At 69.0% G+C, this 24,873-nt stretch carries 25 protein-coding genes; 14 read left to right on the top strand and 11 right to left on the bottom strand.

The features are described 5' to 3' along the window. The 4 genes from mrdA to AC1Q7H_RS29820 all read right to left on the bottom strand — a co-directional run bounded on the left by mrdA (position 1) and on the right by AC1Q7H_RS29820 (position 5,072). Positions 1-2,304: a penicillin-binding protein 2 gene (gene mrdA / locus AC1Q7H_RS29835; protein ID WP_013955204.1), complete on the bottom strand. Its 2,304-nt coding sequence runs from the start codon at positions 2,302-2,304 to the stop codon at positions 1-3. 53 nt (positions 2,305-2,357) lie between these two features. After that, positions 2,358-2,870, bottom strand: coding sequence for a rod shape-determining protein MreD (gene mreD, locus AC1Q7H_RS29830; protein ID WP_013955203.1), 513 nt, complete (start codon positions 2,868-2,870; stop codon positions 2,358-2,360). Then, the gene (mreC, locus tag AC1Q7H_RS29825; RefSeq protein ID WP_013955202.1) at positions 2,867-3,832 is read right to left on the bottom strand and encodes a rod shape-determining protein MreC; all 966 of its coding nucleotides are present in this window, start codon (positions 3,830-3,832) and stop codon (positions 2,867-2,869) included. The genes mreD and mreC overlap by 4 nt, the downstream gene beginning before the upstream one ends. 196 nt (positions 3,833-4,028) lie before the next feature. Further along, entirely contained in the window at positions 4,029-5,072 is a 1,044-nt protein-coding gene (locus AC1Q7H_RS29820) for a rod shape-determining protein (RefSeq protein WP_008648066.1), read from the bottom strand. 602 nt (positions 5,073-5,674) lie between these two features. On the opposite strand from AC1Q7H_RS29820, the gene gatC reads away from it, so the two are divergent. From gatC to tam, 6 genes are all read left to right on the top strand, one after another. Beyond that, positions 5,675-5,974 (top strand): Asp-tRNA(Asn)/Glu-tRNA(Gln) amidotransferase subunit GatC, encoded by a 300-nt coding sequence (gatC, locus tag AC1Q7H_RS29815; protein WP_035819367.1) that lies wholly within the window; start codon positions 5,675-5,677, stop codon positions 5,972-5,974. Positions 5,975-6,065: 91 nt separating this feature from the next. After that, complete coding sequence (gatA, locus tag AC1Q7H_RS29810) at positions 6,066-7,571, top strand: Asp-tRNA(Asn)/Glu-tRNA(Gln) amidotransferase subunit GatA (protein ID WP_153954995.1); 1,506 nt, start codon at positions 6,066-6,068, stop codon at positions 7,569-7,571. After that, on the top strand, positions 7,568-8,053 hold the full coding sequence (locus AC1Q7H_RS29805) for a hypothetical protein (protein ID WP_492378247.1): 486 nt from the start codon (positions 7,568-7,570) through the stop codon (positions 8,051-8,053). Before gatA ends, AC1Q7H_RS29805 begins: the two co-directional genes overlap by 4 nt. 17 nt (positions 8,054-8,070) lie before the next feature. After that, positions 8,071-9,162, top strand: coding sequence for a dienelactone hydrolase family protein (locus AC1Q7H_RS29800; RefSeq protein ID WP_211980522.1), 1,092 nt, complete (start codon positions 8,071-8,073; stop codon positions 9,160-9,162). Between the two features lie 81 nt (positions 9,163-9,243). Continuing rightward, entirely contained in the window at positions 9,244-10,701 is a 1,458-nt protein-coding gene (gatB, locus tag AC1Q7H_RS29795) for an Asp-tRNA(Asn)/Glu-tRNA(Gln) amidotransferase subunit GatB (RefSeq protein WP_211980521.1), read from the top strand. An 85-nt stretch (positions 10,702-10,786) separates the two neighbouring features. Further along, on the top strand, positions 10,787-11,557 hold the full coding sequence (gene tam, locus AC1Q7H_RS29790) for a trans-aconitate 2-methyltransferase (RefSeq protein ID WP_492382082.1): 771 nt from the start codon (positions 10,787-10,789) through the stop codon (positions 11,555-11,557). 4 nt (positions 11,558-11,561) lie between these two features. On the opposite strand, the gene AC1Q7H_RS29785 is transcribed toward tam, so the two are convergent. Then, complete coding sequence (locus tag AC1Q7H_RS29785) at positions 11,562-11,948, bottom strand: VOC family protein (RefSeq protein WP_492378246.1); 387 nt, start codon at positions 11,946-11,948, stop codon at positions 11,562-11,564. A gap of 31 nt (positions 11,949-11,979) precedes the next feature. Further along, positions 11,980-12,417, bottom strand: a complete 438-nt coding sequence (locus AC1Q7H_RS29780) for a PaaI family thioesterase (RefSeq protein WP_492378245.1) — start codon at positions 12,415-12,417, stop codon at positions 11,980-11,982. A gap of 174 nt (positions 12,418-12,591) precedes the next feature. Here AC1Q7H_RS29780 and AC1Q7H_RS29775 point away from each other — a divergent pair, with 174 nt between their 5' ends. The 6 genes from AC1Q7H_RS29775 (at position 12,592) to AC1Q7H_RS29750 (ending at position 17,793) form a co-directional block, all read left to right on the top strand. Further along, positions 12,592-13,413: a CHAD domain-containing protein gene (locus AC1Q7H_RS29775; protein WP_041228265.1), complete on the top strand. Its 822-nt coding sequence runs from the start codon at positions 12,592-12,594 to the stop codon at positions 13,411-13,413. A gap of 72 nt (positions 13,414-13,485) precedes the next feature. Beyond that, positions 13,486-14,913, top strand: coding sequence for a tRNA uridine-5-carboxymethylaminomethyl(34) synthesis GTPase MnmE (mnmE, locus tag AC1Q7H_RS29770; protein ID WP_013955192.1), 1,428 nt, complete (start codon positions 13,486-13,488; stop codon positions 14,911-14,913). A 107-nt stretch (positions 14,914-15,020) separates the two neighbouring features. Continuing rightward, positions 15,021-16,265 carry a glycosyltransferase gene (locus AC1Q7H_RS29765; protein WP_211980519.1) on the top strand — a complete coding sequence of 415 codons (1,245 nt, stop codon included), beginning with the start codon at positions 15,021-15,023 and terminating at the stop codon, positions 16,263-16,265. Positions 16,266-16,306: 41 nt separating this feature from the next. Continuing rightward, entirely contained in the window at positions 16,307-16,876 is a 570-nt protein-coding gene (locus AC1Q7H_RS29760; RefSeq protein ID WP_013955190.1) for an OB-fold putative lipoprotein, read from the top strand. Positions 16,877-16,907: 31 nt separating this feature from the next. Next, positions 16,908-17,111 carry a hypothetical protein gene (locus tag AC1Q7H_RS29755; RefSeq protein WP_013955189.1) on the top strand — a complete coding sequence of 68 codons (204 nt, stop codon included), beginning with the start codon at positions 16,908-16,910 and terminating at the stop codon, positions 17,109-17,111. A 139-nt stretch (positions 17,112-17,250) separates the two neighbouring features. Continuing rightward, positions 17,251-17,793 carry an Sbal_3080 family lipoprotein gene (locus AC1Q7H_RS29750; RefSeq protein WP_013955188.1) on the top strand — a complete coding sequence of 181 codons (543 nt, stop codon included), beginning with the start codon at positions 17,251-17,253 and terminating at the stop codon, positions 17,791-17,793. Between the two features lie 91 nt (positions 17,794-17,884). Here AC1Q7H_RS29750 and AC1Q7H_RS29745 read toward each other — a convergent pair whose 3' ends face one another. From AC1Q7H_RS29745 to AC1Q7H_RS29735, 3 genes are all read right to left on the bottom strand, one after another. After that, the gene (locus tag AC1Q7H_RS29745; protein ID WP_492382081.1) at positions 17,885-18,859 is read right to left on the bottom strand and encodes a M14 family metallopeptidase; all 975 of its coding nucleotides are present in this window, start codon (positions 18,857-18,859) and stop codon (positions 17,885-17,887) included. 110 nt (positions 18,860-18,969) lie between these two features. Further along, complete coding sequence (locus tag AC1Q7H_RS29740) at positions 18,970-19,938, bottom strand: Bug family tripartite tricarboxylate transporter substrate binding protein (RefSeq protein WP_153954986.1); 969 nt, start codon at positions 19,936-19,938, stop codon at positions 18,970-18,972. Positions 19,939-20,060: 122 nt separating this feature from the next. After that, positions 20,061-21,005 carry a LysR family transcriptional regulator gene (locus AC1Q7H_RS29735; RefSeq protein WP_492382080.1) on the bottom strand — a complete coding sequence of 315 codons (945 nt, stop codon included), beginning with the start codon at positions 21,003-21,005 and terminating at the stop codon, positions 20,061-20,063. Between the two features lie 98 nt (positions 21,006-21,103). Between AC1Q7H_RS29735 and AC1Q7H_RS29730 the strand changes: the two genes are divergently transcribed. Next, entirely contained in the window at positions 21,104-21,934 is an 831-nt protein-coding gene (locus AC1Q7H_RS29730; RefSeq protein WP_492382079.1) for a MerR family transcriptional regulator, read from the top strand. A gap of 51 nt (positions 21,935-21,985) precedes the next feature. On the opposite strand, the gene AC1Q7H_RS29725 is transcribed toward AC1Q7H_RS29730, so the two are convergent. Together AC1Q7H_RS29725 and AC1Q7H_RS29720 are read right to left on the bottom strand one after the other, a co-directional pair. Beyond that, the gene (locus AC1Q7H_RS29725; RefSeq protein ID WP_013955183.1) at positions 21,986-22,690 is read right to left on the bottom strand and encodes a tetratricopeptide repeat protein; all 705 of its coding nucleotides are present in this window, start codon (positions 22,688-22,690) and stop codon (positions 21,986-21,988) included. Positions 22,691-22,844: 154 nt separating this feature from the next. After that, entirely contained in the window at positions 22,845-23,816 is a 972-nt protein-coding gene (locus tag AC1Q7H_RS29720) for a magnesium and cobalt transport protein CorA (RefSeq protein WP_013955182.1), read from the bottom strand. A 231-nt stretch (positions 23,817-24,047) separates the two neighbouring features. Here AC1Q7H_RS29720 and minC point away from each other — a divergent pair, with 231 nt between their 5' ends. Beyond that, on the top strand, positions 24,048-24,872 hold the full coding sequence (minC, locus tag AC1Q7H_RS29715) for a septum site-determining protein MinC (protein WP_492382078.1): 825 nt from the start codon (positions 24,048-24,050) through the stop codon (positions 24,870-24,872). The last annotated feature ends 1 nt before the right edge of the window (position 24,873 follow it).

Below are 24,873 nucleotides of genomic sequence, written 5' to 3'. Positions count from 1 at the left end.
TCAGCGAGTGGCGTCGGCACCGCTGGCTGCCTTGGCAGCCACGGGCTTGACGCGTGGTTTGGGCGCGGGCGCCTTGGCCGGCACGACCGGCACGGAAGCCGGCGGCACCTTCGGCTTGCTGTGGCCCAGCGCCTGCAGCATGCGTTCATCCAGCGTCTGCACGGCCGAGGCCGGTGCGATCGCGGCCGGGTCCAGCGCCGCCGCGATCGCGTCAGACGCCGCGGCGTGCGCGCCCGAGGCCGCGGCCACCGCGCTGGCGGCCGCGCCGCTGGCCGGTGCGCTACCGCCCGACATCACGGTAGCGCTGGCGATGCTGGCAGTCTGGCCGGTGGTAAACACGCTCGGCGTGGCCACCGGCGGGCGGCCCGCCATGCGCTCGGCTTCCGGCGGAGCGATGGCTTCCAGCTCTGCCGGCCATTTGCCGGTCAGGTAGTAGTCCATCACCTTGCGCGCGATCGGCGCGGCCACCGCGGCGCCGAAGCCGGCGTTCTCGACGATCAGCGCAATCGCGATCCTCGGGTTGTCCGCTGGCGCGAAGGCCGTGTACAGCGAGTGGTCGCGCTTGCGCTCGTCCAGCGCGTGGTGGTTGTACTTCTCGCCCTTGCCCAGGCTGTAGGTCTGCGCGGTGCCGGTCTTGCCCGCCGATTCATAGGCCGCACCGGCGAACACGCGCGCGGCCGTGCCGGAGTGCGTCACCGCCACCATGGCGCGCTTGATCACGTCGATATCGGCCTGCTTGAGCGGAATGCGATAGCTTTCCTTTGGCACCGTCAGCGTGCGCTTGCGCGTGACCGCGTCTTCCACGGCCTTGACCAGGTGGGGCTTCATCACGCTGCCGTTGTTGACGATGACCGAGGTGGCCTGCGCCAGCTGCAGGATGGTGAAGCTGTTGTAGCCCTGCCCGATGCCCAGCGAGATGGTCTCGCCGTCGTACCACTTCTGCTGCTCGGGCTTGCGGTACGCGCGGCGCTTCCAGTCGGTCGACGGCAGGATGCCGCGGCTTTCGCCCTCGATGTCGATGCCGGTGATCTGGCCGAAGCCGAGCGGCTTCATGAAGTCATGGATGCCGTTGACGCCCATGTCGCGCGCCAGCGCGTAGTAGTAGGTGTCGCACGATTGCACAATCGAGCTGTGCATGTCGACCCAGCCGTGGCCGCCCGGCTTGTCGTCGCGGAAGGTATGGTTGCCCAGCGTGAAGAAGCCGGGATCGTGCATGCCCCAGGCCGCGGTGCGCTTGCCGGTGGTCAGCGCCGCCAGCGCCATGAACGGCTTGTAGGTCGAGCCGGGCGGGTAGGTGCCCCTGAGGGGCCGGTTCAGGAGCGGCTTGTCGGGCGAGTTGTTGAGCTCATTCCAGGTATTGGTGTCGATGCCTTCGACGAACAGATTGGGGTCGTAGGTCGGCTTGGAGACAAAGGCCAGGATGTCGCCGGTGGCTGGCTCGATCGCTACCAGCGCGCCGCGGCGGTCGCCGTAGAGCGCCTCGGCCAGCTGCTGCAGGCGGATGTCGAGCGACAGGATCAGGTTGTTGCCGGGCGTGGCGGGTGAGGTCGAAAGCGTGCGGATGGGGCGCCCGCCCGCGCTCACTTCCACTTCCTCGAAACCGGTCAGTCCGTGCAGCTCGCTCTCGTAGCTCTGCTCCAGGCCGATCTTGCCGATGTAGTTGGTGCCCTTGTAGTTGTCGGCATCCTTGCGCGGATCGTACTTGGCGCCCTCGGCATCGTTGGCCTCGTCCATGGCCTCGATGCGTTCCTGGTCGCGCTGCGAGATGCGGCCGAGGTAGCCGATCACGTGCGAGGCCGACTCGCCCAGCGGGTACTGGCGGAACAGCCGCGCGCGCACGTCCACGCCCGGGAAGCGAAAGCGCTGCGCGGAAAAGCGCGCCACTTCCTCGTCGGTCAGCTGGCTGCGGATCGGCAGGCTTTCAAAGCTGCGCGACTCTTCCATCAGCCGCTTGAAGCGGCGCCGGTCGCGCGGCTGGATATCCACCAGCCCGGACAGGCTCTCGATGGTGTTGTCCAGCGTATCGGTCAGCTTGGACGGCGTGATCTCCAGCGTGTACGCCGAATAATTGCGCGCCAGCACGAGCCCGTTGCGGTCCATGATGATGCCGCGGTTGGGCTCGATCGGCGCCACCGAGATGCGGTTGTCCTCGGCCTTGGCCGAGTACTGGTCATGCTTGTACCACTGCAGCCACAGGAAGCGCGTGAACAGCAGGCCAAAGCAGATCACCGTGAACAGGGCCGCAGCCGCCACGCGGATGCGGAAGCGGCCGATTTCCAGTTCGACGTTGCGGATTTCGGTCATGGTACTGCGTAGGCCAGGGATGAGCGTTTAGGTGCGGTCAGATGCGTGCGGCGTCAGATCGGACGCGTCTCGTCGACATCGCTCGAACGGCGCTGCGGCGCCAGCAGCAGGCTGGTGGCCAGCGGCCACAGCAGCGCCTCGATCGCCGGCGCCAGCAACAGTGGCCAGCCCGGCAGCGGCGCGCCCATGGCCAGCCGGATCAGCACCGGCACCGCATGCACGATGAACAGCAGCGGCAGCACGTGCAGCGCCTGGGTATAGACGGTGAACCACAGCACGCGGCGGTGGATGGTGATAGCAAAGTAGGCCAGCAGGGTGTAGGCCAGCGCGTGCTCGCCCAGCAGCCGGGCATCGTGCACGTCCATCAGCAGGCCCAGCAGGAAGGCCACGCCCATGCCCACCTTGCGCGGCTGGTGGATGTTCCAGAACACCAGCACCAGCGCCACCATGTCGGGGACCCACAGCGTGGTGCCCCAGGGCATCAGGTTGAACAGGAACGCCAGCACGAAGCTGAAGGCGATAAAGGCGGGATTGACCGGCCGCAGCAGGTATTGGGGATTGGTCACCGTGGTGCCTCCTTGGCGGGCGCGGCCTTGGCAGCCGCCGCGCTGTCGGCGGCTGCGCGCGCCGCGGCGGACTTGGCGCCCCTGACCGGCGCCTCCGGCTTGGCCTCGACCGTTTCGCGCGCGGGGATGGCCGCGTCGTAGCGCACCACCAGCAGCTGGCGGTGCGCGCGCACGCCGGCCACCGGCTCGCAGTACACGCGCGAGAACGCGGTATCGGCCTTGCGCTCGATATGGATGATCTTTGCCACCGGCAGGCCCGGCGGGTAGGTGCCGTCCAGGCCAGAGGTCACCAGCAGGTCGCCCTGCTGCAGGTCGGCGGCGGCGGCCATGAAGCGCAGGTCCAGCTGGCCCGCGCGCGCGCCGCCGAAGGCCACGCTGCGCAGGCCGTTGCGCACCACCTGCACGGGGATGGCCTGGTCCTTGTCGGTCAGCAGCGTCACCTCGGACTGGAACGGCGACACGCGCGTGACCTGCCCCACCACGCCGCGCTCGTCGATCACCGGGTAGCCGGCACGCAGGCCGTGCTGGCTGCCCTTGTCGATCACGATGCGCTGGCTGTAGGGATCGCGCGCGTCATACAGGATCTCGGCGGCCGTCACCGGCGTGGCCGACTGCTGCGCCAGCCCGAGCAGCTTGCGCAGCTGGTTGTTCTCGGACTCAAGCTGCGCCTGGCGCACCGCGGCCTGGGCCTGCTGCACGGCGTTCTGGCGCAGTTCGCGGTTCTCGGTGGCGAGCATCGCCGACGACTGCGCGTAGTCGAACATCGTGCGCAGCGCGTCGCGCGGCGTCAGCACCAGGCGTTCGACCGGCATCAGCACGGTGGCGGCAACCTGGCGGCCCACGCTGAGCGCGTCGAAACGGGCATCGACCACCAGCAGCGCCAGCGCGATGGTCACGTACAGGACCAGCCTGGCGACTGCCGAGGTGCCTTGCTTGAAGAGCGGCGGAGGGGAGTAATCCATTTACCCGAACAAAGGCCGGAGCCCACGCGGAAACGCCCCGCCGCCCGCCGTGCCGCGCCCGAGGCCCTTGCGGGGACGGGAGCGGCACAGTCGGGCGGCGGGAGCTGCCGGGGCCTGGCCCCGGCGGGTGAGGCGCCGCGACACCGCCCTGATCGCTGGATCCGGCAGGCCGCGCATCGCCACGTGAGCGTCCTTCTTACTCGTAGGAGAAGATGCTGCCGAGCTTGTCCATGCGTTCCAGCGCCATGCCGGAGCCGCGCACCACGCAGGTCAGCGGGTCTTCGGCCACCAGCACCGGCAGGCCGGTTTCTTCGGCCAGCAGGCGGTCCAGGTCGCGCAGCAGCGCGCCGCCGCCGGTCAGCATCATGCCGCGCTCGGCGATGTCGGCGCCCAGTTCGGGCGGGGTCTGTTCCAGCGCGATCTTCACCGCCGACACGATCTGGTTCAGCGGATCGGTCAGGGCTTCCAGGATTTCGTTGGAAGACACCGTGAAGGCGCGCGGGATGCCTTCGGACAGGTTGCGGCCCTTGACTTCCATCTCGCGGACCTCGGAGCCCGGGAAGGCCGAGCCGATTTCCTTCTTGATGGCTTCGGCGGTCTGTTCGCCGATCAGCATGCCGTAGTTGCGGCGGATGTAGTTGACGATGGCCTCGTCGAACTTGTCGCCGCCCACGCGCACCGAACCCTTGTAGACCATGCCGCCCAGCGAGATGATGCCCACCTCGGTGGTGCCGCCACCGATATCCACCACCATCGAGCCCGACGGCTCCGACACCGGCAGGCCGGCGCCGATCGCGGCCGACATCGGCTCCTCGATCAGGTACACCTGGCTGGCGCCGGCGCCCAGCGCCGATTCGCGGATGGCGCGGCGCTCGACCTGGGTCGAGCCGCACGGCACGCAGATGATGATGCGCGGGCTCGGACGCAGCAGCTTGCTGTCGTGCACCATCTTGATGAATTGCTTGAGCATCTGCTCGGTGACGGTGAAGTCGGCGATCACGCCGTCCTTCATCGGGCGGATCGCCTCGATATTGCCCGGCACCTTGCCCAGCATCTGCTTGGCTTCCTTGCCCACCGCCGTGATGGTTTTCTTGGCGTTGGGGCCGCCTTCCTGGCGGATCGCGACGACCGAGGGCTCGTCCAGCACGATGCCCTTGTCGCGCATGTAGATCAGCGTATTGGCGGTGCCGAGGTCGATCGCCAGGTCGTTGGAGAAGTAGCTGCGGAGAAATCCGAACATCAGGAATCCTGTCTGTGGTGGTGTTCGCGGGTAGGCGAAGCGGCCGGCACCGCGGGCGGTCCGGCCACGAAATACGTTGTGTTGAATACGGAATGGTTCCCGGCTTCCCGGTCCGCCCGCCGTCCGGCACGGGGCCTGCCCGGGCCGGGATGGGATTGGGAACGGCACCGCCGGCGCACTGTGCGCGCCGGCACTACGGGAACCTTTGATTAGACCCCGCGGAAAAGTTCGCGGAAATGTGCAGGCACCGGCGCACAATGTCGTTGACATGCGACATGCGCTGGCCGGTTGCAGAGGCCTAATCAGAGGACCCAGGTTCGCCCTTCCGGCGCCTGTGGATGCCAGGCGCAGGCGTGCCGGCCAACGGCCGCTTTGCGGCCATGTGACGTGGGCGTTGCCAAGGGTCGGTAACTCGCAATGATACCTTATAATTCCTGCTGCTTCGGGCGTTTACGGCCTGAAAATACCTGTAATTCCGACGACTCCGGGGCGCCACTCCGGCGCCCCCGGTCAGGCCACGGGCCGTGCGACTCAGCCGCCCCATGAGCCAGCCGCCGGCGCAGCCCGCGCCCCCCGCATCCGAGCATCCGAACCACCACGCCATGGCCCTCGCTCTATCCGACGTCAAGCGCATCGCCCACCTGGCCCGCATCGAAACCAGCGATGACGAGGCCGCCCAGACGCTTGCGCAGCTGAACAACTTTTTCTCACTGGTCGAGCAGATGCAGGCGGTCGACACCACCGGCATCGAGCCGCTGGCCCACCCGCTGTCTGCCGTGCGCGACATGGTCCAGCGCCTGCGCGAGGACGTGGTCACCGAATCCGACCGCCGCGCCGACTACCAGCGCCCCGCGCCGGCCACCGAAGACGGCCTGTACCTGGTGCCCAAGGTCATCGAATGACCGCCGCCCGGCCCGGACCCGACGCACCCGTGCATGCCTGTCCGCCGCCGGCCACCCGCCAGTACGCTACCCCTGATGCCAACCGACTGTCATGCCCTTTTCCGCTGATTCCGTGACCTCCCTGCGCCAGCTTGCCGATGCGCTGGCCGCGCGCTCCGTCTCCGCCGAGGAACTCGCGCGCGAGTACCTGGCCCGCATCGAGCAGGCCGCCGCGCTCAACGCCTTTATCCACGTCGATGCCGAGCGCACCCTGGCCCAGGCGCGCGCCGCCGATGAACGCCGCGCCCGCGGCGAGGCCGCGCCGCTGACCGGCGTGCCGATCGCGCACAAGGACGTGTTCGTCACGCGTGGCTGGCGTGCCACCGCCGGCTCCAAGATGCTGGGCAACTATGAAAGCCCGTTCGACGCCACCGTGGTCGAGCGCATGGGCGCGGCCGGCATGGTCACGCTGGGCAAGACCAATATGGACGAGTTCGCGATGGGCTCGTCCAACGAGAACTCGCATTTCGGCCCGGTGCGCAACCCGTGGGACACCAGCCGCGTGCCCGGCGGCTCGTCGGGCGGCTCGGCCGCGGCCGTGGCCGCCGGCCTGGCCCCCGCCGCCACCGGCACCGACACCGGCGGCTCGATTCGCCAGCCGGCGTCGTTCTCGGGCATCACCGGCATCAAGCCGACCTACGGCCGCGTGTCGCGCTACGGCATGATCGCCTTCGCCTCGTCGCTGGACCAGGCCGGCCCGATGGCCCATAGCGCCGAAGACTGCGCGCTGCTGCTCAACGCCATGGCCGGCTTCGACCCCAGGGACTCCACCAGCATCACGCCCGCGCAGGGCGGCGTGGACGAGGACTACACCCGGCTGCTGGGCCAGCCGCGCGCCGGCGCCACCGCCGAGCGCCCGCTGGCCGGCCTGCGCATCGGCCTGCCGAAGGAATACTTCGGCAAAGGCCTGTCGGCCGACGTCGAGCAGGCCGTGCGCGCTGCGCTGGCCGAGTATGAAAAGCTGGGCGCCACGCTGGTCGAGGTGACGCTGCCCAAGACCGAGCTGTCGATCCCGGTGTACTACGTGATCGCGCCGGCCGAGGCCTCTTCCAACCTGTCGCGCTTTGACGGCGTGCGCTACGGCCACCGCGCGGCCGAATACCGCGACCTGCTCGACATGTACAAGAAGAGCCGCGCCGAAGGCTTCGGCGCCGAGGTCAAGCGCCGCATCATGGTCGGCACCTATGTGCTGTCGCACGGCTACTACGACGCCTACTACCTGCAGGCGCAGAAGATCCGCCGCATCATCGCCGACGACTTCCAGCGCGCCTTCGCCCAGTGCGACGTGATCATGGGGCCGGTGGCGCCGACGGTGGCGTGGAAGCTGGGCGAGAAGACCTCGGACCCGGTGCAGATGTACCTGGCCGACATCTTCACGCTGTCCACCAGCCTGGCCGGCCTGCCCGGCATGAGCGTGCCGTGCGGCTTCGGCGAAGCCGGCATGCCGGTGGGCCTGCAGCTGATCGGCAACTACTTCGACGAAGCACGCCTGCTGCAGACCGCGCACGCGTTCCAGCAGGCGACCGACTGGCACCTGCGCCGTCCGGGCAAGGCATGAACATGACCGCACGCTCCTCGCTGACCCTGCGCCTGATGGCCGCGGCCGCGCTCGCCGCGGCGGTGGCCGGCTGCATCCCGCTGCCGGGCGGGCTGGGACGGCCCGCGCCTCCGGCTCCGATCGCCAGCCGCAACATCGACCTGGCCGGCGATTGCCGCCGCACCGAGGAAGACGGTTTCCGCGAAGATGCCCAGCTGCGCGTGTCGGACAACAGCGTGCAGCAGCTGTCGTGGAAGCTGTGGGTAGGCAAGCGCGGCTCGTGCAGCTTCAACCTGGCGGACTTCCGCCAGGTCCAGAAGAAGCCGCATATCGAGCTGCGCGCCAATGACGGCAGCGGCTGCAAGCTGATGGTCTGGCAGGACCCGCGCCGCGTCACGCTGGCGCACGCCAATTGCCAGCAGCGCTGCACCCCCGGCATCTACGAAGAAGCCTGGCCCGTGATGTTCGAGCCGGGCAGCGGCGCCTGCGCCCGCACGCGCTGAAGCCACCGAAGCCAGTCATGACCCACGCACCCGCCACCCCGCAACGCTCACTGTGCGCCGCCCGCCCGGCGGTGGCGGTGCTGCGCGCCGTGGTGGCACTGGGGCTGGGCGCATGGCTGGCCGGCGCATCCGCGCATACACCGGACCTGCCCGCCCCCGCGCTGGCACAGCCGGCGCCGCTGACGCCTGCCGGCGTGCTGGCGCCGAATGCGGTGAGCCGGGCCGCGCCAGGGTCTGCGGTAACCGCATCCGTGCCCGCGCAGCGCGTCGAGCTGCGCGGCGATGCGGCCACGCCCGCGCTGACTGCCTACTGGTTCCTGCCGCGCGAAGGCATCAGCCAGCGCGCACTGCCCGTGGTAGTGGCATTGCACGGCTGCGGCGGCCTGCTGTCCGCGCGCCCCTCGCGCGCGAGCGCGGCAGGCGCCGCGGGAACCGACAAGGCGGACGTTTCCGGACTGCTGCAGCAACGCTACCGCGAATACGCACACTGGCTGACCGAGCGCGGCTATGCCGTGCTGATGCCCGACAGCTTCAGCGCGCGCGGCAGGCCCCACGGCATCTGCTCCGACCCCATCGACACGCGCGGCATCGACGACCGCACGCGCCGCGCCGATGCGCTGGCCGCACTGCGCTGGGTGGCGCAGCAGCCGGCGGTCGACACCGCGCGCATCGTGCTGCTGGGCTGGTCCAATGGCGCGCAGGCGGTGCTGGCCACCGTCGATGCCAGCCGCCCGTGGCCGGCCGGCACGCCCCAGGTGGAGCGCGCCGTGGCGTTCTACCCGGGCTGCAAGCGCGCGGTGCAGCAGCACAACTACCGCCTGCGCGCGCCGATGCTGCTGATGATCGGCGGCGCCGACGACTGGACGCCCGCCACCCGCTGCGCCATGCTGCAGAGCGCGGTGCTGGCGCGCCAGCCGGGCGCGCGCTTCCGGCTGGAGATCTACCCGGGCGCCTACCACGGCTTTGACGGCACCAGCGAGCTGCATATGCGCCGCGACGTGCCGGCAGGCATACGCAAGACCCAGGGCGTCACCGTCGGCGGCGATGCGGTTGCCCGCGTGGCCGCGCTGGCCCAGCTCGACTCATGGCTTGCCAGCCCCGACCCTTGAGGACCGGGGCAAGACCAGACTGAACCCCGGAGCGGCGCCGCCGCTCCACCGCAACAGACAGAACCGAACAGGAATACCGCCATGCAATGGGAAGTGGTGATCGGCCTCGAAACGCACGCTCAGCTTTCGACGGCCTCCAAGATTTTTTCCGGCACCTCCACCGCCTTCGGGGCCGAGGCCAATACGCAGGCCTCGCCGGTGGACCTGGCGCTGCCGGGCGTGCTGCCGGTGCTCAACAAGGGCGCGGTGGAGCGCGCCATCCAGTTCGGCCTGGCGATCGGCGCCACCATCGCGCCGCGCAGCATCTTTGCGCGCAAGAACTACTTCTACCCCGACCTGCCCAAGGGCTACCAGATCAGCCAGTATGAGATCCCGGTGGTACAGGGCGGCACCATCACCATCCAGGTCGAAGGCAAGAAGGGCGAGTTCTACGAGAAGACCGTCAACCTGACCCGCGCCCATTTGGAAGAAGACGCGGGCAAGTCCCTGCACGAAGACTTTGCCGGCATGACCGGCATCGACCTGAACCGCGCCGGCACCCCGCTGCTGGAAATCGTCACCGAGCCCGACATGCGCAGCGCCGCCGAAGCCGTGGCCTATGCCAAGACGCTGCACTCGCTGGTGGTGTGGCTGGGCATCTGCGATGGCAACATGCAGGAAGGCAGCTTCCGCTGCGACGCCAACGTGTCGGTGCGCCCGCTCGGCCAGAAGGAATTTGGCACCCGCCGCGAGATCAAGAACCTGAACTCGTTCCGCTTCCTGCAGCAGGCCATCGAGTACGAAGTGCAGTGGCAGATCGCCGAGATCGAGGACGGCCGCAAGATCCAGCAGGCCACCGTGCTGTTCGACCCGGAAACGGGCGAAACGCGCGCCATGCGCACCAAGGAAGACGCGCACGACTACCGCTACTTCCCCGACCCCGACCTGATGCCGCTGGAGATCGACGCGAGCTGGGTCGAGCGCGTGCGCGGCGAGCTGCCGGAGCTGCCGGCAGCGATGCAGGCGCGCTTTGTCTCGCAGTACGGCCTGTCGGCCTATGACGCCACCACGCTGACCGCCACCAAGGCCTTCGCCGCCTACTACGAGGCAGTGGTGGCCGACGCCGGTGCCGCCAACGCCAAGCCCGCAGCCAACTGGCTGATGGGCGACGTGGCCTCGCAGCTCAACCGCGAAGGCATCGCCATCGATGCCGCGCCGGTCACGCCGGCGCAACTGGCGAAGCTGCTGACGCGCATTGCGGACGGCACGGTGTCGAACAACACTGCCAAGAAGGATGTGTTCCCGGCGATGTGGGCCGGCGAGCATGGCGGCGATGCCGATGCCATCATCGCGGCCAAGGGGCTGAAGCAGATGTCGGACAGCGGCGAGCTGGAGAAGATCATCGACGACGTGCTGGCGGCCAACGCCAAGTCGGTCGAGGAATTCCGCGCGGGCAAGGAGAAGGCGTTCAATGCGCTGGTCGGGCAGGCGATGAAGGCCACCAAGGGCAAGGCCAATCCGGCGCAGGTGAATGAGCTGCTGAAGAAGAAGCTGGGGTAATAGGAAAAGGGCGGGCTGACAGCCCCAGCGAACCGCCAGCGGCAGGCGTATCCTACTGGCCTGCCCTAAGCATCAGGAGATCCCCATGAGCTGGTCCGCCCACCAATACGTCGCCTTCGAAGACGAACGCACCCGCCCGGTCCGCGACCTGGTGGCTGCCATCCCCAATCAGACCGCGCGCAGCGCGGTGGATATCGGCTGCGGGCCGGGCAATTCCACCGAGGTGCTGCTGGCGCGCTATGCGGGGGCGTCGGTGACCGGGCTGGACAGCTCGCAGGACATGGTCGACGCGGCGCGCAAGCGCCTGCCCGACGTGCAGTTCCGCGTGGCCGACATCGGCGCCTGGGACGAGGCCGGGCCCTATGACGTGATCCTGGCCAATGCCGTGCTGCAGTGGCTGCCTGACCACGCCAGCCTGTTCCCGGCACTGGTATCCAGGCTCGCTCCCGGCGGCACGCTGGCCGTGCAGATGCCGGACAACCTGGAAGAACCCGCGCACTGGCTGATGCGCCAGGTGGCGGCGGATGGCCCGTGGGCCGAAAAGCTCGCCGGCGCCAGCAAGGCCCGCGCCGAGCGCGCCCCGGCGCAGTGGTACTACGAGCTGCTGCGCCCGCTGTGCCAGCGCGTGGATGTATGGCTGACCACGTACCACCATCCGCTGGCGGGCGGCCCAGCCGCTGTGGTCGAGTGGTTCAAGGGCAGCGGCCTGCGCCCCTTCCTGCAGCCGCTGGACGAGGCCGAGCGCGCCGCCTACCTGGCGCGCTACGAAGCCGAGATTGCCAAGGCGTACCCGGCGCTGCCGGACGGGTCGGTGCTGCTGCCGTTCCCGCGCCTGTTCATCGTCGCGACACGCTGAGGCCCTACGCAGGCTTGTGGCAGACCGCTTCGATGTTGTGCCCGTCCGGGTCCAGCACGAAGGCGCCGTAGTAGTCGGAATGGTAGTGCGCGCGGATGCCCGGCGCGCCGTTGTCGCGCCCGCCCGCGGCCCGCGCCGCGCGATAGAAGGCATCGACGGTCTCGCGGCTGTCCACGCGGAAGGCCACGTGCAGCGGCGGCTGGTTGGGCGTGCCGCGGTGGATCCAGAAGTCGGGTTGCCCCGGCGGGCCGAAGCCGGCCACGTCGGTGCTGCCGGTGACGCTGGCCGGGAACTCCTTGTCCAGCACATAGCCGATGGCGCCCAGCGCCGCCTGGTAGAAGGCGCGGCTCTTGCCGTAGTCGCTGACGCTTACGCCGGTGTGGTCGATCATGGGTCGCTTCCTTTCAAGGGTGGGAGGGCGCTCAGGCCAGGTCCAGCACGCTCATGGTGGCGTTCAGGCGGCTGACCAGCACGGATTCACCGTGGACCTCGGCAAAGACATCCGCCTCCACCACGATGATCGCGCGGCCGGACTTGAGCACATCGGCACGGCAGCGCAGCCGTTCGCTGCGCACGGCCCTGAGCAGGTTGATCTTGAACTCCGCGGTGACCACGTGCTGGCCTGCCTCCAGGATGGTCGATGCCGCCGCGCCCGCGGTGTGGTCCGCCATGGTGGCCTGCACGCCCGCATGGACGATGCCGCCATGCTGCAGGTGGCGCGGCGTAATGGCCAGCGTGGATTCGCACCAGCCTGGCCCGCAGTCCGCCAGCGAGATGCCGACGTCGTTGACGAAGGCGGTCTGGCGGAAGCCCGCCTCGATGGTGTCGCGCAGCAAAAGCCGTTCCTGTTCGGTGGTCATGGCTGTTCCTTGTCGGGTCACTGCATCACCGGGATGTGCGCATTGCAGCGTGAAGGCACGGGGCTGTCAACCATCCATGCGTCTTTTACGCCGCGCCGAAGCGGGCCGGCGTGCTGTCGCCTACACTGGAAGCATCCGCGACCCGCATGCGCGCCTGAGCGCATGCAGCCCGCCATGATCGCCGACGCCCATCCCCCCACACTGCACCGCAAGACGCGGCCCGCCGCCGCCTTTGCCGCGCTGACGCAGGCAAGCCTGGCGCGCATGGAAGCAAGCCTGGCCCAGTTGCTGCACCGCGACGAGGCCGAAGACCTGCACGCGCTGCGCGTGGCGGTACGCCACGCGCGCGCGGTGCTCTGGGCCCTGGGGCCGTCGTTGCCGCGGCAGGAGCGTGATCGCTGGAAGCATGACCTGCGCATGCTGGCGCGCGCCACCAGCGATGTGCGCGACTGGGACGTGTTCCTGGCCGAAACCATTGCCCCGGCACGCAAGCTGGAACCGGACGATACCGTGCTGTCGGCCATCGCCGACACCGCCCGTGAGCGCCGCGACACCGCACGGCAAACCATGCTGTCGGCCCTGGCCGGCTACCGTGACTGGCCACTGCCCGCGCTGCATCGCGACCTGGCGCACCTGGACCATCTGGCCGCCCGCGCCCGCAGTGACGGTGGCCGCCTCGGGCCCCTTGCGCGCAAGCGCGTGCGCCGCGGCCGCAAGCGCCTGCGCGCGCTGGCAAAGGCTGCACGCCGCGGCAATCCTCGCGCGGTGCATGAACTGCGCATCGCCGGCAAGCGACTGCGCTATGTGATCGAGGCGTTCGCGCCGGTGCTGCCATCCCGCTACAGCAAGGACCTGCATCGCAAGCTGGTCAAACGGCAGGCGAAGCTCGGCCGCTTTGTCGACGGCATCGTCGCGCGCCGGCTGCTGGCCGACTGCCTGCAGGCGCAGGCAATGCCGGACGAGGCGCCGCCGCAGCCGCTGCCCGGCGCCAGCTGACCACCCCGCCCGCCATGGCGGCCTGCCCACCGCGTGCCACGCCAACTGCACCCGATCTGCGACAATACCGCCATGACTGCTCCCCAGGTTCCCATTGCCGCCATCGCCACCGCGCCCGGACGCGGCGGCATCGGCGTGGTGCGCGTGTCGGGCCCCAATGTCGGCCCGGTGATGCGCGCCGTCTGCGGCCAGGCGCTGAAGCCGCGCCACGCCACCTACCTGCCGTTCCTCGATGGCCATGGCAAAGTCATCGACCACGGCCTGGCGCTGTATTTCCCGGCGCCCAACTCCTATACCGGCGAGGAAGTGCTCGAGCTGCAGGGCCACGGCGGCCCGGTGGTGATGCAGATGCTGCTGACGCGCTGCCTGCAGGCGGGCGACGGCATCGGCCTGCGCCTGGCGGAGCCCGGCGAGTTCACGCGGCGCGCCTTCCTCAACGACAAGCTCGACCTGGCCCAGGCCGAGGCTGTCGCCGACCTGATCGAAGCCAGCACCGAGGCCGCGGCGCGCTCAGCGGCGCGTTCGATGGAGGGCGAATTCTCCAACGCCATCCGCCAGCTTGTGGATAAGGTCATCCACCTGCGCATGCTGGTGGAAGCCACTCTGGACTTCCCCGAGGAAGAGATCGATTTCCTGGAGCAGTCCGACGCCCGCGGCCAGCTTGCCACCATCCGCACCGAACTTGGCGGCGTGCTGGCGCAGGCGCGCCAGGGCGCGCTGCTGCGCGAGGGCCTGTCGGTGGTGCTGGCGGGCCAGCCCAACGTGGGCAAGTCGTCGCTGCTGAACGCGCTGGCCGGCGCGGAGCTGGCCATCGTCACGCCCATCGCCGGCACCACGCGCGACCGCGTGCGCGAGACCATCCAGATCGACGGCATCCCACTGCATATCATCGACACCGCCGGCCTGCGCGAGCACGCCGCCGACGAAGTCGAGCGCATCGGCATCGAACGCACCTGGGACGCCATCCGCCGCGCCGATATCGTGCTGCACCTGGTCGACGCCACCGACTACCTGCGCCACGGCCTGTCCGAGACCGACGACGCCATCGACGACCAGCTCAGCGGCCAGCTGCCGCCGGGCTCGCCGATCGTGCGCATCGTCAACAAGATCGACAAGGCCCCCGCGGTTGGCGATGTCGTCTTCGGCGGCAACCGCCCGCATGTGGTTGCGGCCAACGGCCCCAACCCGACCGAGATCTGGATCTCGGCGCGCACCGGGGCCGGCATTGAACTGCTGCGTCGTGAACTACTGCGGCTGGTGGGCTGGCAGTCAGGCAATGAAGGCAACTTCCTGGCGCGCGAACGGCACCTGACGGCGCTGCGGAATGCGCAATCGCACTTGGATATCGCCGCGGAGCAGGCCGAGCACCAGGCGCAGGCGCTGGACCTGTTTGCCGAAGAGCTGCGGCTGGCGCAGGATTGCCTGAACAGCATTACGGGTGAGTTCACCAGCGATGATCTGCTGGGGACGATCTTTACGCGTTTCTGCATCGGCAAGTGATACCCTCAGCCGCGGCCCCATGTCGCGGCGCGGAAGGCGCCGGTACAAGTAAACTGCAGGCTACTCGCTGACATGCCGGCGCCGGGCCCTTCGGCGCCTCTCCCGCCATGCGCCTGACCCTCATCACCTTCGGTACCCAGGGCGACTGCCGCCCCATGGTCGCGCTGGGCCTCGGCCTGCGCGCCGCCGGCCACGACGTGCTGATGCTGGGCGAACGCTCGGCAGCCACGCTCGCGGCAGAGCACGGCCTGGCCTTTGCGCCGATGGCGGGCGATATCCAGCAGACGCTGGCGCCCGGCGGCGCGCTGCACAAGCTGATGACCGAAGGCGGCAACGTCGCCGAGGCCACGCGGGCATTCGCGCGCATTGCCGAGGACAACACCGAGGCGTGGATGGCACAACTGGCGGAAGCCGCGCGCGCTGCCGATGGCATCGTGTTCTCGGGGCTGACGGCGTATGTGGCGCTGTCGGTGGGCGAGCAGTTGGGCAAGCCGGTGATCGGCGCGGGCATGTTCCCGATCTCGCCGACGCGGGCCTTTCCGTCCGCGCTGCTGCCGCCGTTCAGGATGCCGGGGTGGGCCAATCGCGCCAGCCACCACGTGATCAACTTCGTGCTGTGGCGCATGTTCCGTAGCGCGACCAATGCTGCGCGCTCCAGGCTGTTCGGCGCGTCGGCGCGCAAGGCGATGTGGGCGGACTTTCCGACGCTGTACGCGATCTCGCCGCAGCTGGTGCCGCGTCCGCATGACTGGCATGACGACTGGCTGGTGAGCGGCGCGTGGACCATGCCGCCGCAGCCGGACTGGCAACCGGACGCGCCGCTGCGCGACTTCCTGGCGGCCGGCGAGGCGCCGCTGTATATCGGCTTTGGCAGCATGGCGGGCTTTGACCGGGACAAGGTGGTGACGGCGCTGATACAGGCGGTCGATGGCCGGCGCGCGCTGTTCTATCCGGGCTGGAGCGGCATCGACGTGGCGGCGTTGCCATCCAGCTTCCACGTGGTAGGCGCCACCCCGCATGACTGGCTGTTGCCGCGCGTGTCGGCGGCAATCCATCATGGCGGTGCGGGCACCACGCATGCAGCCGCGGCAGCGGGCGCCCCATCGATCGTGCTGCCGTTTGCGGGCGACCAGTTTTTCTGGGCGGGCCGGCTGGCGGCACTGGGCGTGGCGCCGCGCTATGTCGCCGGGCACAAGATCGACGCGCCGCGGCTGGCGTCGATGATCGCCTTCGCGGAGCAATCGGCCACGCGCGAACGGGCCGCCACGCTGGGCCGCGCGATGGCCGCCGAGCGCGGCGTCGACCATGCCGTGGCGGCGATTGAGCGCTTTTGCGGCAGGCAGGGCGCATAATCCCGTTCCGCCTTCCGCATTCACTGACGCAGGACCTTCCGATGTTGAACCGTACCCAGCAAATCCTTATTGCCATCGTCGCCGTGGCTGTCCTTGGCATGTTGTGGTTTGCCGGCAATGACCGCCGCGACGATGTCGGCGGTGCCGCACCCGAGGCGCAGGCCGAAGCCAGCGCGGTGCCGGCAAGCGTCGTGCGCGGGGTGCCGCGCGATGGCACGCTCGACCCGATCAGCATCGACCCGGAGCGCCCCGCGGACCGGCTGCCGCAGCTCCAGGCCGACACGCTGCTGAATGACTACCGCGGCAACCCCAAGGAAGCCGACACCCGCTACCTGGGCCAGTACCTGATCGTCGAAGGCGTCGCCAGCGGCATTCGCCGCGAGGGCAACCAGGTCTTTGTCGATATCCGCACCAACGATCCCGGCGTGAATGTGCGCGCACTGCTGCTGCAACGCCAGATCTGCGGCCCGGCAGGGCGGGTGTGCGAGGTGGAAGCACGAGCCACCATGGTGCGGCGCGGCCAGAAGGTCGCGCTGGAATGCAACGGCGCCGGGCTGGCGGATGGCGCACCGCTGCTGCGCGACTGCCTGCTGCGCGGCGGCGCCAACTGATCGCGCTTGTCCTAGATTCCGGAGTCCCGCCATGCAATCCGTTCTGTCCGTCCTAGCCATCCTGATCATGGTTGCCACCATCGTCGGCGTGGTTTCGCCCGCCTGGCTCAGCCAGACGCTGTTTGGCGGCAGACCCGTCACGCGGCTGCAGGTCGTAGTCATCGGGGTCTGCCTTGCCGGGCTTTGCCTGGTCCTGGTGGGTCGGCTGGCGCAAGGCGGCGGCGCGGGCGGCTGAGCCGCCACCCCGGCGCAGAAGCGGCCGTTTTGCGCTTCTGTTTGGACGATTGGATCGGCGTACCGGCGCCTACAGTGTGAAGGTATGCGGTGGCCACTGTGTCTTGCAGGGCAGCCCGCCCCAGCCACACAGGACATCCATGTACAAAACTCTGCTGGCCGCAGGCCTTGGCCTGCTGATCACCGCTTGCTCGACCTACCAGGCAGTGACCCCGGTCGACCGGCCCGACCGCACCGATCCCCTTGTCGCGTTCCAGGTGCCGGCTGGCGGCGGCCCGCTGGGCAACTACGGCGCCAACGGCACGCTGCTGTGCGTGGTGGTGAATCCGGTCACGGGCAATGACTTTGTCGAGAGTTTTCTCTCATCGCTGCGGCGGCGCAATTTCGAGGTGAAGGTGCTGCAGGCGCAGACCTCGATCGCGGCGTGCCCGGTGGTGGCGCTGTACACGGCGCGCAGCGCCTGGTACTGGACTGCGTACCTGAACAGCGCCGATATCACCGTGTTCCGCAACGGCGACCGTGTCGGCAAGGCCATTTATAACGCCAACCGCAGCGCGGGCGGGCTCAACCTGAGCAACTTCGTGCAGCCGTCGTCCAAGCTGGATGAACTGGTCGAACAGCTGTTCCCCGGCATGCTGCCGCCGCCCCCGCCGCCGGCGGGCACGGCCGCCCCGGCGGCCTAGCCTGTCTGCAGTCAACCGAAGGAGGGCCGGACCATGCCGCTCTGCGCAGCCTCTTGCCGGGCGCAGCCGCGCCCGGCCCAGCGTACCCGCATCAGCGCTCCAGCCGGCCCAGGCGCACCACGGTCACGCCCGGGCGCAACTGGCGCAGCGACGGCATCACCAGCACGCAATCCGGATACGGCGTCACTACCGGCTCGCCGTCGCGCCAGCCGATTACGGTCCCGGCCTCGGTAAAGGTCTCCAGCCCGGTATAGGGGCCGGCAAAGCGGAAATCCATGCTGGTGGCCACCACCGGCTCGGTCACGCGCACCACACGCTGCGTGGCGGGCAGCGGTTGCAGCCAGCCCGCGGGCAAGTCCATTGCATCGATCACGCCGGCATGCAGCAGGAAGCGCGCGGTGCTGTCCTGCGCCACGGTCACGGCGGCGGGCTCCCAGTGCTGGCCGCATTCGATCAGCAGTGCATTGCGCGCGCTGGCGGCATCGCCAAAGCCATCGTAGTCGCGCATGCGGCGGCCTTCGGGGTGGCCTTCGTCGACGATCACATCGGCCGGCGCGCCCAGCGCGCGCGCCAGGGCGATGCCCTTGTCGAGCGGGCCGGAGACGATCAGCGGCCGGCTTTTCTCGTGCATCGAATGCAGGTCCAGCAGCAGGTCGACGGTATCGATCACCGGGCGCATGGCGCGAGCGCGGCGCAGCTCCGATGAATCCAGGCTGGCGTCATCCAGCACCCTGGCGGTCCATACGCGGTTGAAATCCTGGTCGACAAAGCGCGATGCGTCGGGCCTGGCGGCATCGAAGCGGTGGTACGCGTCAACGTTGGCAAACGCCAGCGTCAGCCGGCCGCGGCGCGGGCGCAGGCCGTGGTCCAGCAGCGCCTTGACGGCGATGGCGCCGCAGACCTCGTTGCCGTGGGTCAGCGCGTTGACCATCACGTGCGGGCCAGGCTGGCCGCTGTCGAAGGTGAACAGATAAGGGATGCGGGTGTTGCCGGCGGCGTAGGCGCGGATGTCGGGGAATGCGACATCGACGGGGTAGGCGTCGATCGGTGCGGTGGGCTGGGTCATGGGAATCGGTGCGTTCAGGGTGCCTGGCGGGTCGGTGCCGCCGGGTCGTGTTCTGGGGATCAGGTTGAGGATGGGCGGCGGGATCTTGCCAGCGCCGCCCGCTCCAGCTCTTACTCGTGAATGCCAGCCGTCTGCACGATGGTGCGATAGCGCCCCGTCTCGCGCTTGATAAAGCTGCCGAACTGCGCCGGATTGGCCGGCGCCACTTCCACGCCGGCTTCTGCCAGCTTCTTCTTCACATCCGGCATGGCCAGCACGGCCTGCATCTCGGTGTTCAGGCGCTCCACCACCGCTTGCGGCAGCCTGGCCGGGCCCATCAGGCCGAACCACACGCCCATGTCGACGCCCTTGAGCGCGGGCGTCTCGGCCAGCGCGGGCACGTTCGGCGCCACCGGCGAGCGCTTGGCGTTGGTCACGCCGTAGGCCTGCACGCGGCCGGCCTGGATATGCGGCAGCGCCGACGACAGCACCATCACCGCCAGGTCGATCTGGCCGCCGAGCAGGTCGGTGGCCATGGCCGACGCGCCCTTGTATGGCACGTGCGTGATATTGACCTTGCCCTGCTGCTTGATCAGCTCGCCGGCCAGGTTCAGCGGCGTGCCCACGCCCGACGAGGCATACGCCAGCTTGCCCGGCTGGGCCTTGGCCAGCGCGATCAGCTCGGCCGCATTCCTGGCGGCCAGGCCCGGCTTGCCGACCAGCACCATCGGCTGGGTGCCGACGAAGGTCACCGGCGCCAGGTCCTTCTCGCCGTCATAACGCACGGCGGGGTTGGTCAGGCGGGCGATCGACACTTCACTGCCCGAGCCCATCAGCAGGGTGTAGCCGTCGGCCTCGGCCTTGACCACCTTGGCCGCGCCGATGGTGCCCCCGGCGCCGCCCAGGTTCTCGATCACCACGCTCTGGCCCAGGCGCTTGCCCAGTTCCGGGGCGATGGTCCGGGCCACCAGGTCGACGCTGCCGCCGGCGGTGTAGCCCACCACCAGCGTGATCGGCTTGGCGGGCCAGGCGGAGGCAACGGCGCCGGCGGAAGCGGCAAGGCAGAGTGCGGCAGCGGCCGCGCGCAGGATGGTCTTCATGGTCTTGGCTCTGGGGGTCCCGGAATGGTTGTTGTGGAGCGATGGTAGTGAGCGCGCAACCGGCCCGGCGTGCAGCTTTGGCAAGGGGGGTTGCCGATTCGGCAATGGTGGCCGAAGGCGCATCAGCGCGGTGCCCGCACCGCCGCCTGCCAGAAGGCCTCGGCCAGCGGGCGCATCGGCGCGCGCGGGCGGTACAGGCGGATATCGAGCGCCAGGTCGCCGCCATCATCGCTGCGTACGCCGCCGATGGCGCGCACCAGGCGCCCGGCGTGCAGGTCGTCGGCAATCAGCCGTGCCGGCAGCCAGGCCAGGCCCATGCGCTGGCGCACCATCTCGTGCACCGACTCGGCAAAGTCGCTGACCGCGATCACGTCCAGCCGCGGCGCCAGCTTGCGGCGCGCGATCTCCTGGTTGACCATGCGGCCAAGTGTCAGGGTCTCGGCGTAGGCGATCATGGGTACCGGCTTCGCCGCAGCTTTGCCGGTCGCCAGCCGGTGCAGCGGCGCGCCGCGCGCATCGGCGGCGCTCACACACACCAGCCGCTCCACGCCGGCCAGGTGGAACTGGTAGCGCGCGTCATCCAGCATCACCGGCAAGTCCGGCGGGCTGTAGCAAAGCAGGAAGTCGGCATCGCCCTCGGCAAACATGGCCAGCGCGTCGTGCATCGGGAAGGTCGACAGCCGTGTGCGGAAGCCGGCCGCCGCGGGATCGTGCCGCAGCGCCTCGCGCAGGCCCGCCAGCCACGCCGGCACCATCGAGCGCGCCAGGGTCTTGCCGGTGGCGATGGTGACCGTGCTGGCGTCGGCGCGGTGTGCGGCGCGCAGCGCCAGGCGGGTCTCGTCCAGCGTGCGCAAGGCGCTCTGCGCGGCTTCCAGGAACTGGCGCCCTTCGGCGGTCAGCCGCACCGGGAACGCGCTGCGGTCGATCAGCGGAGCGCCGGCCCAGACCTCAAGCGCTTGCATGCGCCGGCCAAACGCGGGCGGGGTCACGTTGCGCAGTTCGGCGGCGCGCGCCAGGCTGCCGGCCTGGGCCAGGCAGACGAAGTCTTCGAGCCAGCGGATATGCATGGAGGGCGGACCGTTGAGGGTGGGGCGGCAATGCCCTCATTATCGGCAAAACCGGCCGCCACCTTTGCCTGCCGCATTCCTCGGTTAGAATTTTTCGCATGACACTGATCCGGCGCCGCCACCCATCGTCCCCGACCAGCCAGGCGTCCGACACCACGCCGCCCGCCCCGGAATACACCATCGACGAGCTGGCGCGCGTGGCCGGCACCACGGTGCGCAACGTGCGCTCCTACCAGGACCGCGGCCTGATCGATCCGCCGCAGCGGCGCGGGCGCGTGGGCATCTACACGCAGGCGCACCTGGGGCGGCTCAAGCTGATCCACCACCTGCTGGCGCGCGGCTACACGCTGGCCAATATCACCGAGCTGCTCAAGGCCATCGTCGAAGGTCACGACCTGCGCTCGATCCTGGGGCTGGAGACCGCCATCAGCAGCCCGTGGACCAACGAGACGCCGCGACACTACTCCTACCTGGCGCTGGCGCGGCTGTTCGGCCGCGCGATCTCGCGCCCGGCCCTGGCCAAGGCGATCTCACTGGGACTGCTGGAACCGGACGGCCTGGGCTATCTCGCGCGCAGCCCGCGCGCGCTGGCCGCGGGTGCGGAGATCGCCCAGGCGGGCTTTGCGCTGGAAGACGTGCTGGAGATCATCGCCCAGTCGCGCGGGCATTTCCAGGCGGTATCGGACCATATCGTCGCTACCGTGGTGCGCGAGCTGGACCGCTTCGGCGTTGGCAAGCTGCCGCCGCCGCAGGACGTGCCGCGGCTGGTGGAGATCCTGTGGCGCATCCGCCCGCTGGCGCTGGTGATGGCGGAGACGGAGATGATGCGGGCGCTGGAGATCTCGGCCAACAAGTACCTGGGGGACCGGGTGGCGGCGATCATCGAGCACCTGCATGATGAGGAAGGCGGGGGCGACGGACATAGGTGACAGATGTGCGAGGACATGGTTGACGCTTCCGGGCACAGTCAGCCCGCTGCGCTACCTCGCCGCCCTTCCCCGCACCGACTCCTCCAGCAACGACCGCAACTTCGCCAGCGCGCCCGGATCCCCGTGCGCGGCTGAGCGCGCATACCAGATCTTGGCCTGCTCGAGATCCCGGTCGACCACGCCGGGCTCGCCGTGCTCGTAGAAGCTGCCGACGATGTATTGCGCACCGCCGTCGCCTGCACTGGCCGCGCGGCTGTACCACGTGAACGCCTGTCCGTAGTCGCGCGGCACGCCCCGGCCAGTGAAGTAATTCGTCGCCAGCGCCATCTGTGCCTGCACATGCCCACCCTGTGCGGCCAGCGCATACCAGCGGTTGGCTTCCTCCAGTGACTTCGGCACCAGTTCGCCGCGCTCATAAAGGTCGCCCCAGGTGTACTGGGCATGCGTCATCTGGCTGTCGGCCGCTTTTTTCAGCCAGACCAACGCCTCCTGCGGGCGTGCGGCGGTGCCCTCGCCGCGCAGTAGCATCATTGCGTAGTTGAATTGGGCCAGACGGTTGCCCTGCCGGGCCGCGTCGGCAAAGCCGCGCAGGGCCTGATCGAAGTTGCCCGCTTCATACGCGGTGACCGCGTCGCGGGTCTGGGCCTGCGCGGGGGCAGGCGGCTGCGGTGCGGAGGCTGCCGGCTGCATGCACAACAGCCATGTGGCGGTGGCGCCGGCGAGCAAGGCGGCAATCGGGGGGCGGGCAATCGACATGGCGGACTCCGGGTACAGCGCCTTCCTGATTCCAGTGTAGGAGTCAGGGCACCGCGCCGGTAGGCAGGCGCGGTATCGCCGGAATATCCATGCGAATAATCAATCAGCCACAATATCTGCCACGATCATTCATCGCGCAAATAAAAACAGGTATTCAGATCCACCCGGCCCGATGCAGCCGCCGCCACAGTCCCCCGCAGGCGACCGCGGTCACGCCGATCACGGCCGGGTAGGCGAAGGGGACTTTCAGCTCAGGCATGAAATCGAAGTTCATGCCGTACAGGCTGAAGATCACGGTCGGGATCGCCAGGATCGCGCCCCAGCCAGCCAGGCGCTTGACCACCTCGTTCTGGCCCACGGTGACCAGCGCCAGGTTGACCTGCACGGCGGTGGTCAGCATTTCGCGCACCACGTCGAGGGTGCGCACCAGCCGGCTGGCGTGGTCTTCGATGTCGCGGAAATAGGCGCGCAGCTCCTTCGGCACCAGGTCTTCGTGCAGCCGGATCAGCTGGCCGCACATGTCTTCTACCGGGCTGACCGCATTGCGCAGGCGCAGCACCTGGCGCTTGATCTGGTACAGGCGCTCGATCGCCTTGCGGTCGAACTCGTCGCGGAAGATGCCCTCCTCCAGCGCCTCGAAGGTGTCTTCCAGGCGCGTGACGATGGGCATGTAGTGGTCGACGATAAAGTCCATCAGCGCGTACAGCACATAGCCCGGGCCATTGGCCAGGCCGTGCGGGTCCTGCTCGCAGCGCTCGCGCACGGGCGCATAGGTGCTGCTGACACCGTGGCGCACCGAAACCACATAGTTGGGGCCGACAAAGAGATGGGTCTCGCCGACCACGACTTCATCTTCCACCAGTTGCGCCGTGTTGAGCACCACGAAGACCGAATCGCCGTAGGACTCGAGCTTGGGGCGCTGGTGCGCATCGAGCGCATCCTCCACCGCCAGGTCGTGCAGGCCGAACGCCTGCTGGGCCTGGCGCAGCAGCGCGAGGTCAGGCTCATGCAAGCCCAGCCAGACAAAGGTGCCCGGCACGTCCAGCACTGTGCGGATCTCCGCCATGCCCACCGTGCTGAGCCGCTTGCCCTGCCGGTAGGCCACGCAATTGACGATGGCGCCCATGGAAAACTCCGCTGATCAGATGGCGCAATCGTAACAAGCCTTTACGCTGCGCCGGACTTGATGCGCGTTGCCCCGCGCGGCAAACCACGCTGGCCGCACTTACCCGGCGCTACGGTGTGCCGTGCACGCGCATATGGAACCCACGCGCCACCTGCTGTACATATCGATCCAATTGTTACAGTTCGCGACAGATACGACGTTAGAATGTGGCATTTCCACGGTCACCCGGCTATGTCCCAGAAGAAATCGCCACGCTTCGAGCTGCGCAGTGGCAACGTAGACGCCCTCCTTCTCGCCCTCCAGACCGCCGACATGGCTGCGCTGCGGGATGACCTCCTCTCCCGCTTTGAAGCCACCCCCGACTTCTTTTCCAATGACGTGATCGCGCTGGACCTGCGTGCGCTGGAAGATGACAGCGAAGTCGCGCTTGGCACCGTGATCGAGACGCTGGCCACGCTCAAGGCCCGCGCCATCGGCGTGGTGGCTCGCCCCGGCCAGCGCGAGTGGGCCGAGCGCTTCGGCCTGCCGCTACTGGACAGCCAGGCCCGCCGCGGCAGTGGCGCCGATCGCGCCACCGACCGCGCCACCGACCGCGCCGCCGAGGCCAGGGCCGCAGCCGCGGCGGAACAGGCCGCCGCCGAACAGGCCGCGCGCGAGGAATCCATCCGCGCCGCCGCGCAGGCCACCACCGACGCCGCCGTGGCCGCTGCCATCCGCCAGACCCAGACCATGCTGATCGACAAGCCGCTGCGCTCGGGCCAGCAGGTCTACGCGCAGGGCGACGTGGTCATCCTGGACGTGGTCAGCTACGGCGCCGAGGTGATTGCCGAAGGCAACATCCATATCTATGCCCCGCTGCGCGGCCGTGCGCTGGCGGGCGTCAAGGGCAACACCGGCGCGCGCATTTTCAGCACGTGCATGGAGCCTGAACTGATTTCCATCGCCGGCATCTACCGGACCGCGGAGCAGACGCTGCCGGCCGATGTGCTCGGCAAGACCGCCCAGGTGCGCCTGGCCGATGAAAAACTGATTCTCGAAGCGCTGCGGCTCAAGTAAC

The sequence above is a fragment of the Cupriavidus sp. GW823-FHT06D04 genome, from assembly GCF_058795055.1.
This window is presented reverse-complemented; position numbering and strand designations above follow the sequence as displayed.

Coding starts and splice junctions, on each gene's coding strand:
- mrdA (WP_013955204.1), bottom strand. CDS start 2,304: ATGACCGAAATCCGCAACGTCGAACTGGAAATCGGCCGCTTCCGCATC.
- mreC (WP_013955202.1), bottom strand. CDS start 3,832: ATGGATTACTCCCCTCCGCCGCTCTTCAAGCAAGGCACCTCGGCAGTC.
- AC1Q7H_RS29820 (WP_008648066.1), bottom strand. CDS start 5,072: ATGTTCGGATTTCTCCGCAGCTACTTCTCCAACGACCTGGCGATCGAC.
- gatC (WP_035819367.1), top strand. CDS start 5,675: ATGGCCCTCGCTCTATCCGACGTCAAGCGCATCGCCCACCTGGCCCGC.
- gatA (WP_153954995.1), top strand. CDS start 6,066: ATGCCCTTTTCCGCTGATTCCGTGACCTCCCTGCGCCAGCTTGCCGAT.
- AC1Q7H_RS29805 (WP_492378247.1), top strand. CDS start 7,568: ATGAACATGACCGCACGCTCCTCGCTGACCCTGCGCCTGATGGCCGCG.
- AC1Q7H_RS29800 (WP_211980522.1), top strand. CDS start 8,071: ATGACCCACGCACCCGCCACCCCGCAACGCTCACTGTGCGCCGCCCGC.
- gatB (WP_211980521.1), top strand. CDS start 9,244: ATGCAATGGGAAGTGGTGATCGGCCTCGAAACGCACGCTCAGCTTTCG.
- tam (WP_492382082.1), top strand. CDS start 10,787: ATGAGCTGGTCCGCCCACCAATACGTCGCCTTCGAAGACGAACGCACC.
- AC1Q7H_RS29785 (WP_492378246.1), bottom strand. CDS start 11,948: ATGATCGACCACACCGGCGTAAGCGTCAGCGACTACGGCAAGAGCCGC.
- AC1Q7H_RS29780 (WP_492378245.1), bottom strand. CDS start 12,417: ATGACCACCGAACAGGAACGGCTTTTGCTGCGCGACACCATCGAGGCG.
- AC1Q7H_RS29775 (WP_041228265.1), top strand. CDS start 12,592: ATGATCGCCGACGCCCATCCCCCCACACTGCACCGCAAGACGCGGCCC.
- mnmE (WP_013955192.1), top strand. CDS start 13,486: ATGACTGCTCCCCAGGTTCCCATTGCCGCCATCGCCACCGCGCCCGGA.
- AC1Q7H_RS29765 (WP_211980519.1), top strand. CDS start 15,021: ATGCGCCTGACCCTCATCACCTTCGGTACCCAGGGCGACTGCCGCCCC.
- AC1Q7H_RS29760 (WP_013955190.1), top strand. CDS start 16,307: ATGTTGAACCGTACCCAGCAAATCCTTATTGCCATCGTCGCCGTGGCT.
- AC1Q7H_RS29755 (WP_013955189.1), top strand. CDS start 16,908: ATGCAATCCGTTCTGTCCGTCCTAGCCATCCTGATCATGGTTGCCACC.
- AC1Q7H_RS29750 (WP_013955188.1), top strand. CDS start 17,251: ATGTACAAAACTCTGCTGGCCGCAGGCCTTGGCCTGCTGATCACCGCT.
- AC1Q7H_RS29745 (WP_492382081.1), bottom strand. CDS start 18,859: ATGACCCAGCCCACCGCACCGATCGACGCCTACCCCGTCGATGTCGCA.
- AC1Q7H_RS29740 (WP_153954986.1), bottom strand. CDS start 19,938: ATGAAGACCATCCTGCGCGCGGCCGCTGCCGCACTCTGCCTTGCCGCT.
- AC1Q7H_RS29735 (WP_492382080.1), bottom strand. CDS start 21,005: ATGCATATCCGCTGGCTCGAAGACTTCGTCTGCCTGGCCCAGGCCGGC.
- AC1Q7H_RS29730 (WP_492382079.1), top strand. CDS start 21,104: ATGACACTGATCCGGCGCCGCCACCCATCGTCCCCGACCAGCCAGGCG.
- AC1Q7H_RS29725 (WP_013955183.1), bottom strand. CDS start 22,690: ATGTCGATTGCCCGCCCCCCGATTGCCGCCTTGCTCGCCGGCGCCACC.
- AC1Q7H_RS29720 (WP_013955182.1), bottom strand. CDS start 23,816: ATGGGCGCCATCGTCAATTGCGTGGCCTACCGGCAGGGCAAGCGGCTC.
- minC (WP_492382078.1), top strand. CDS start 24,048: ATGTCCCAGAAGAAATCGCCACGCTTCGAGCTGCGCAGTGGCAACGTA.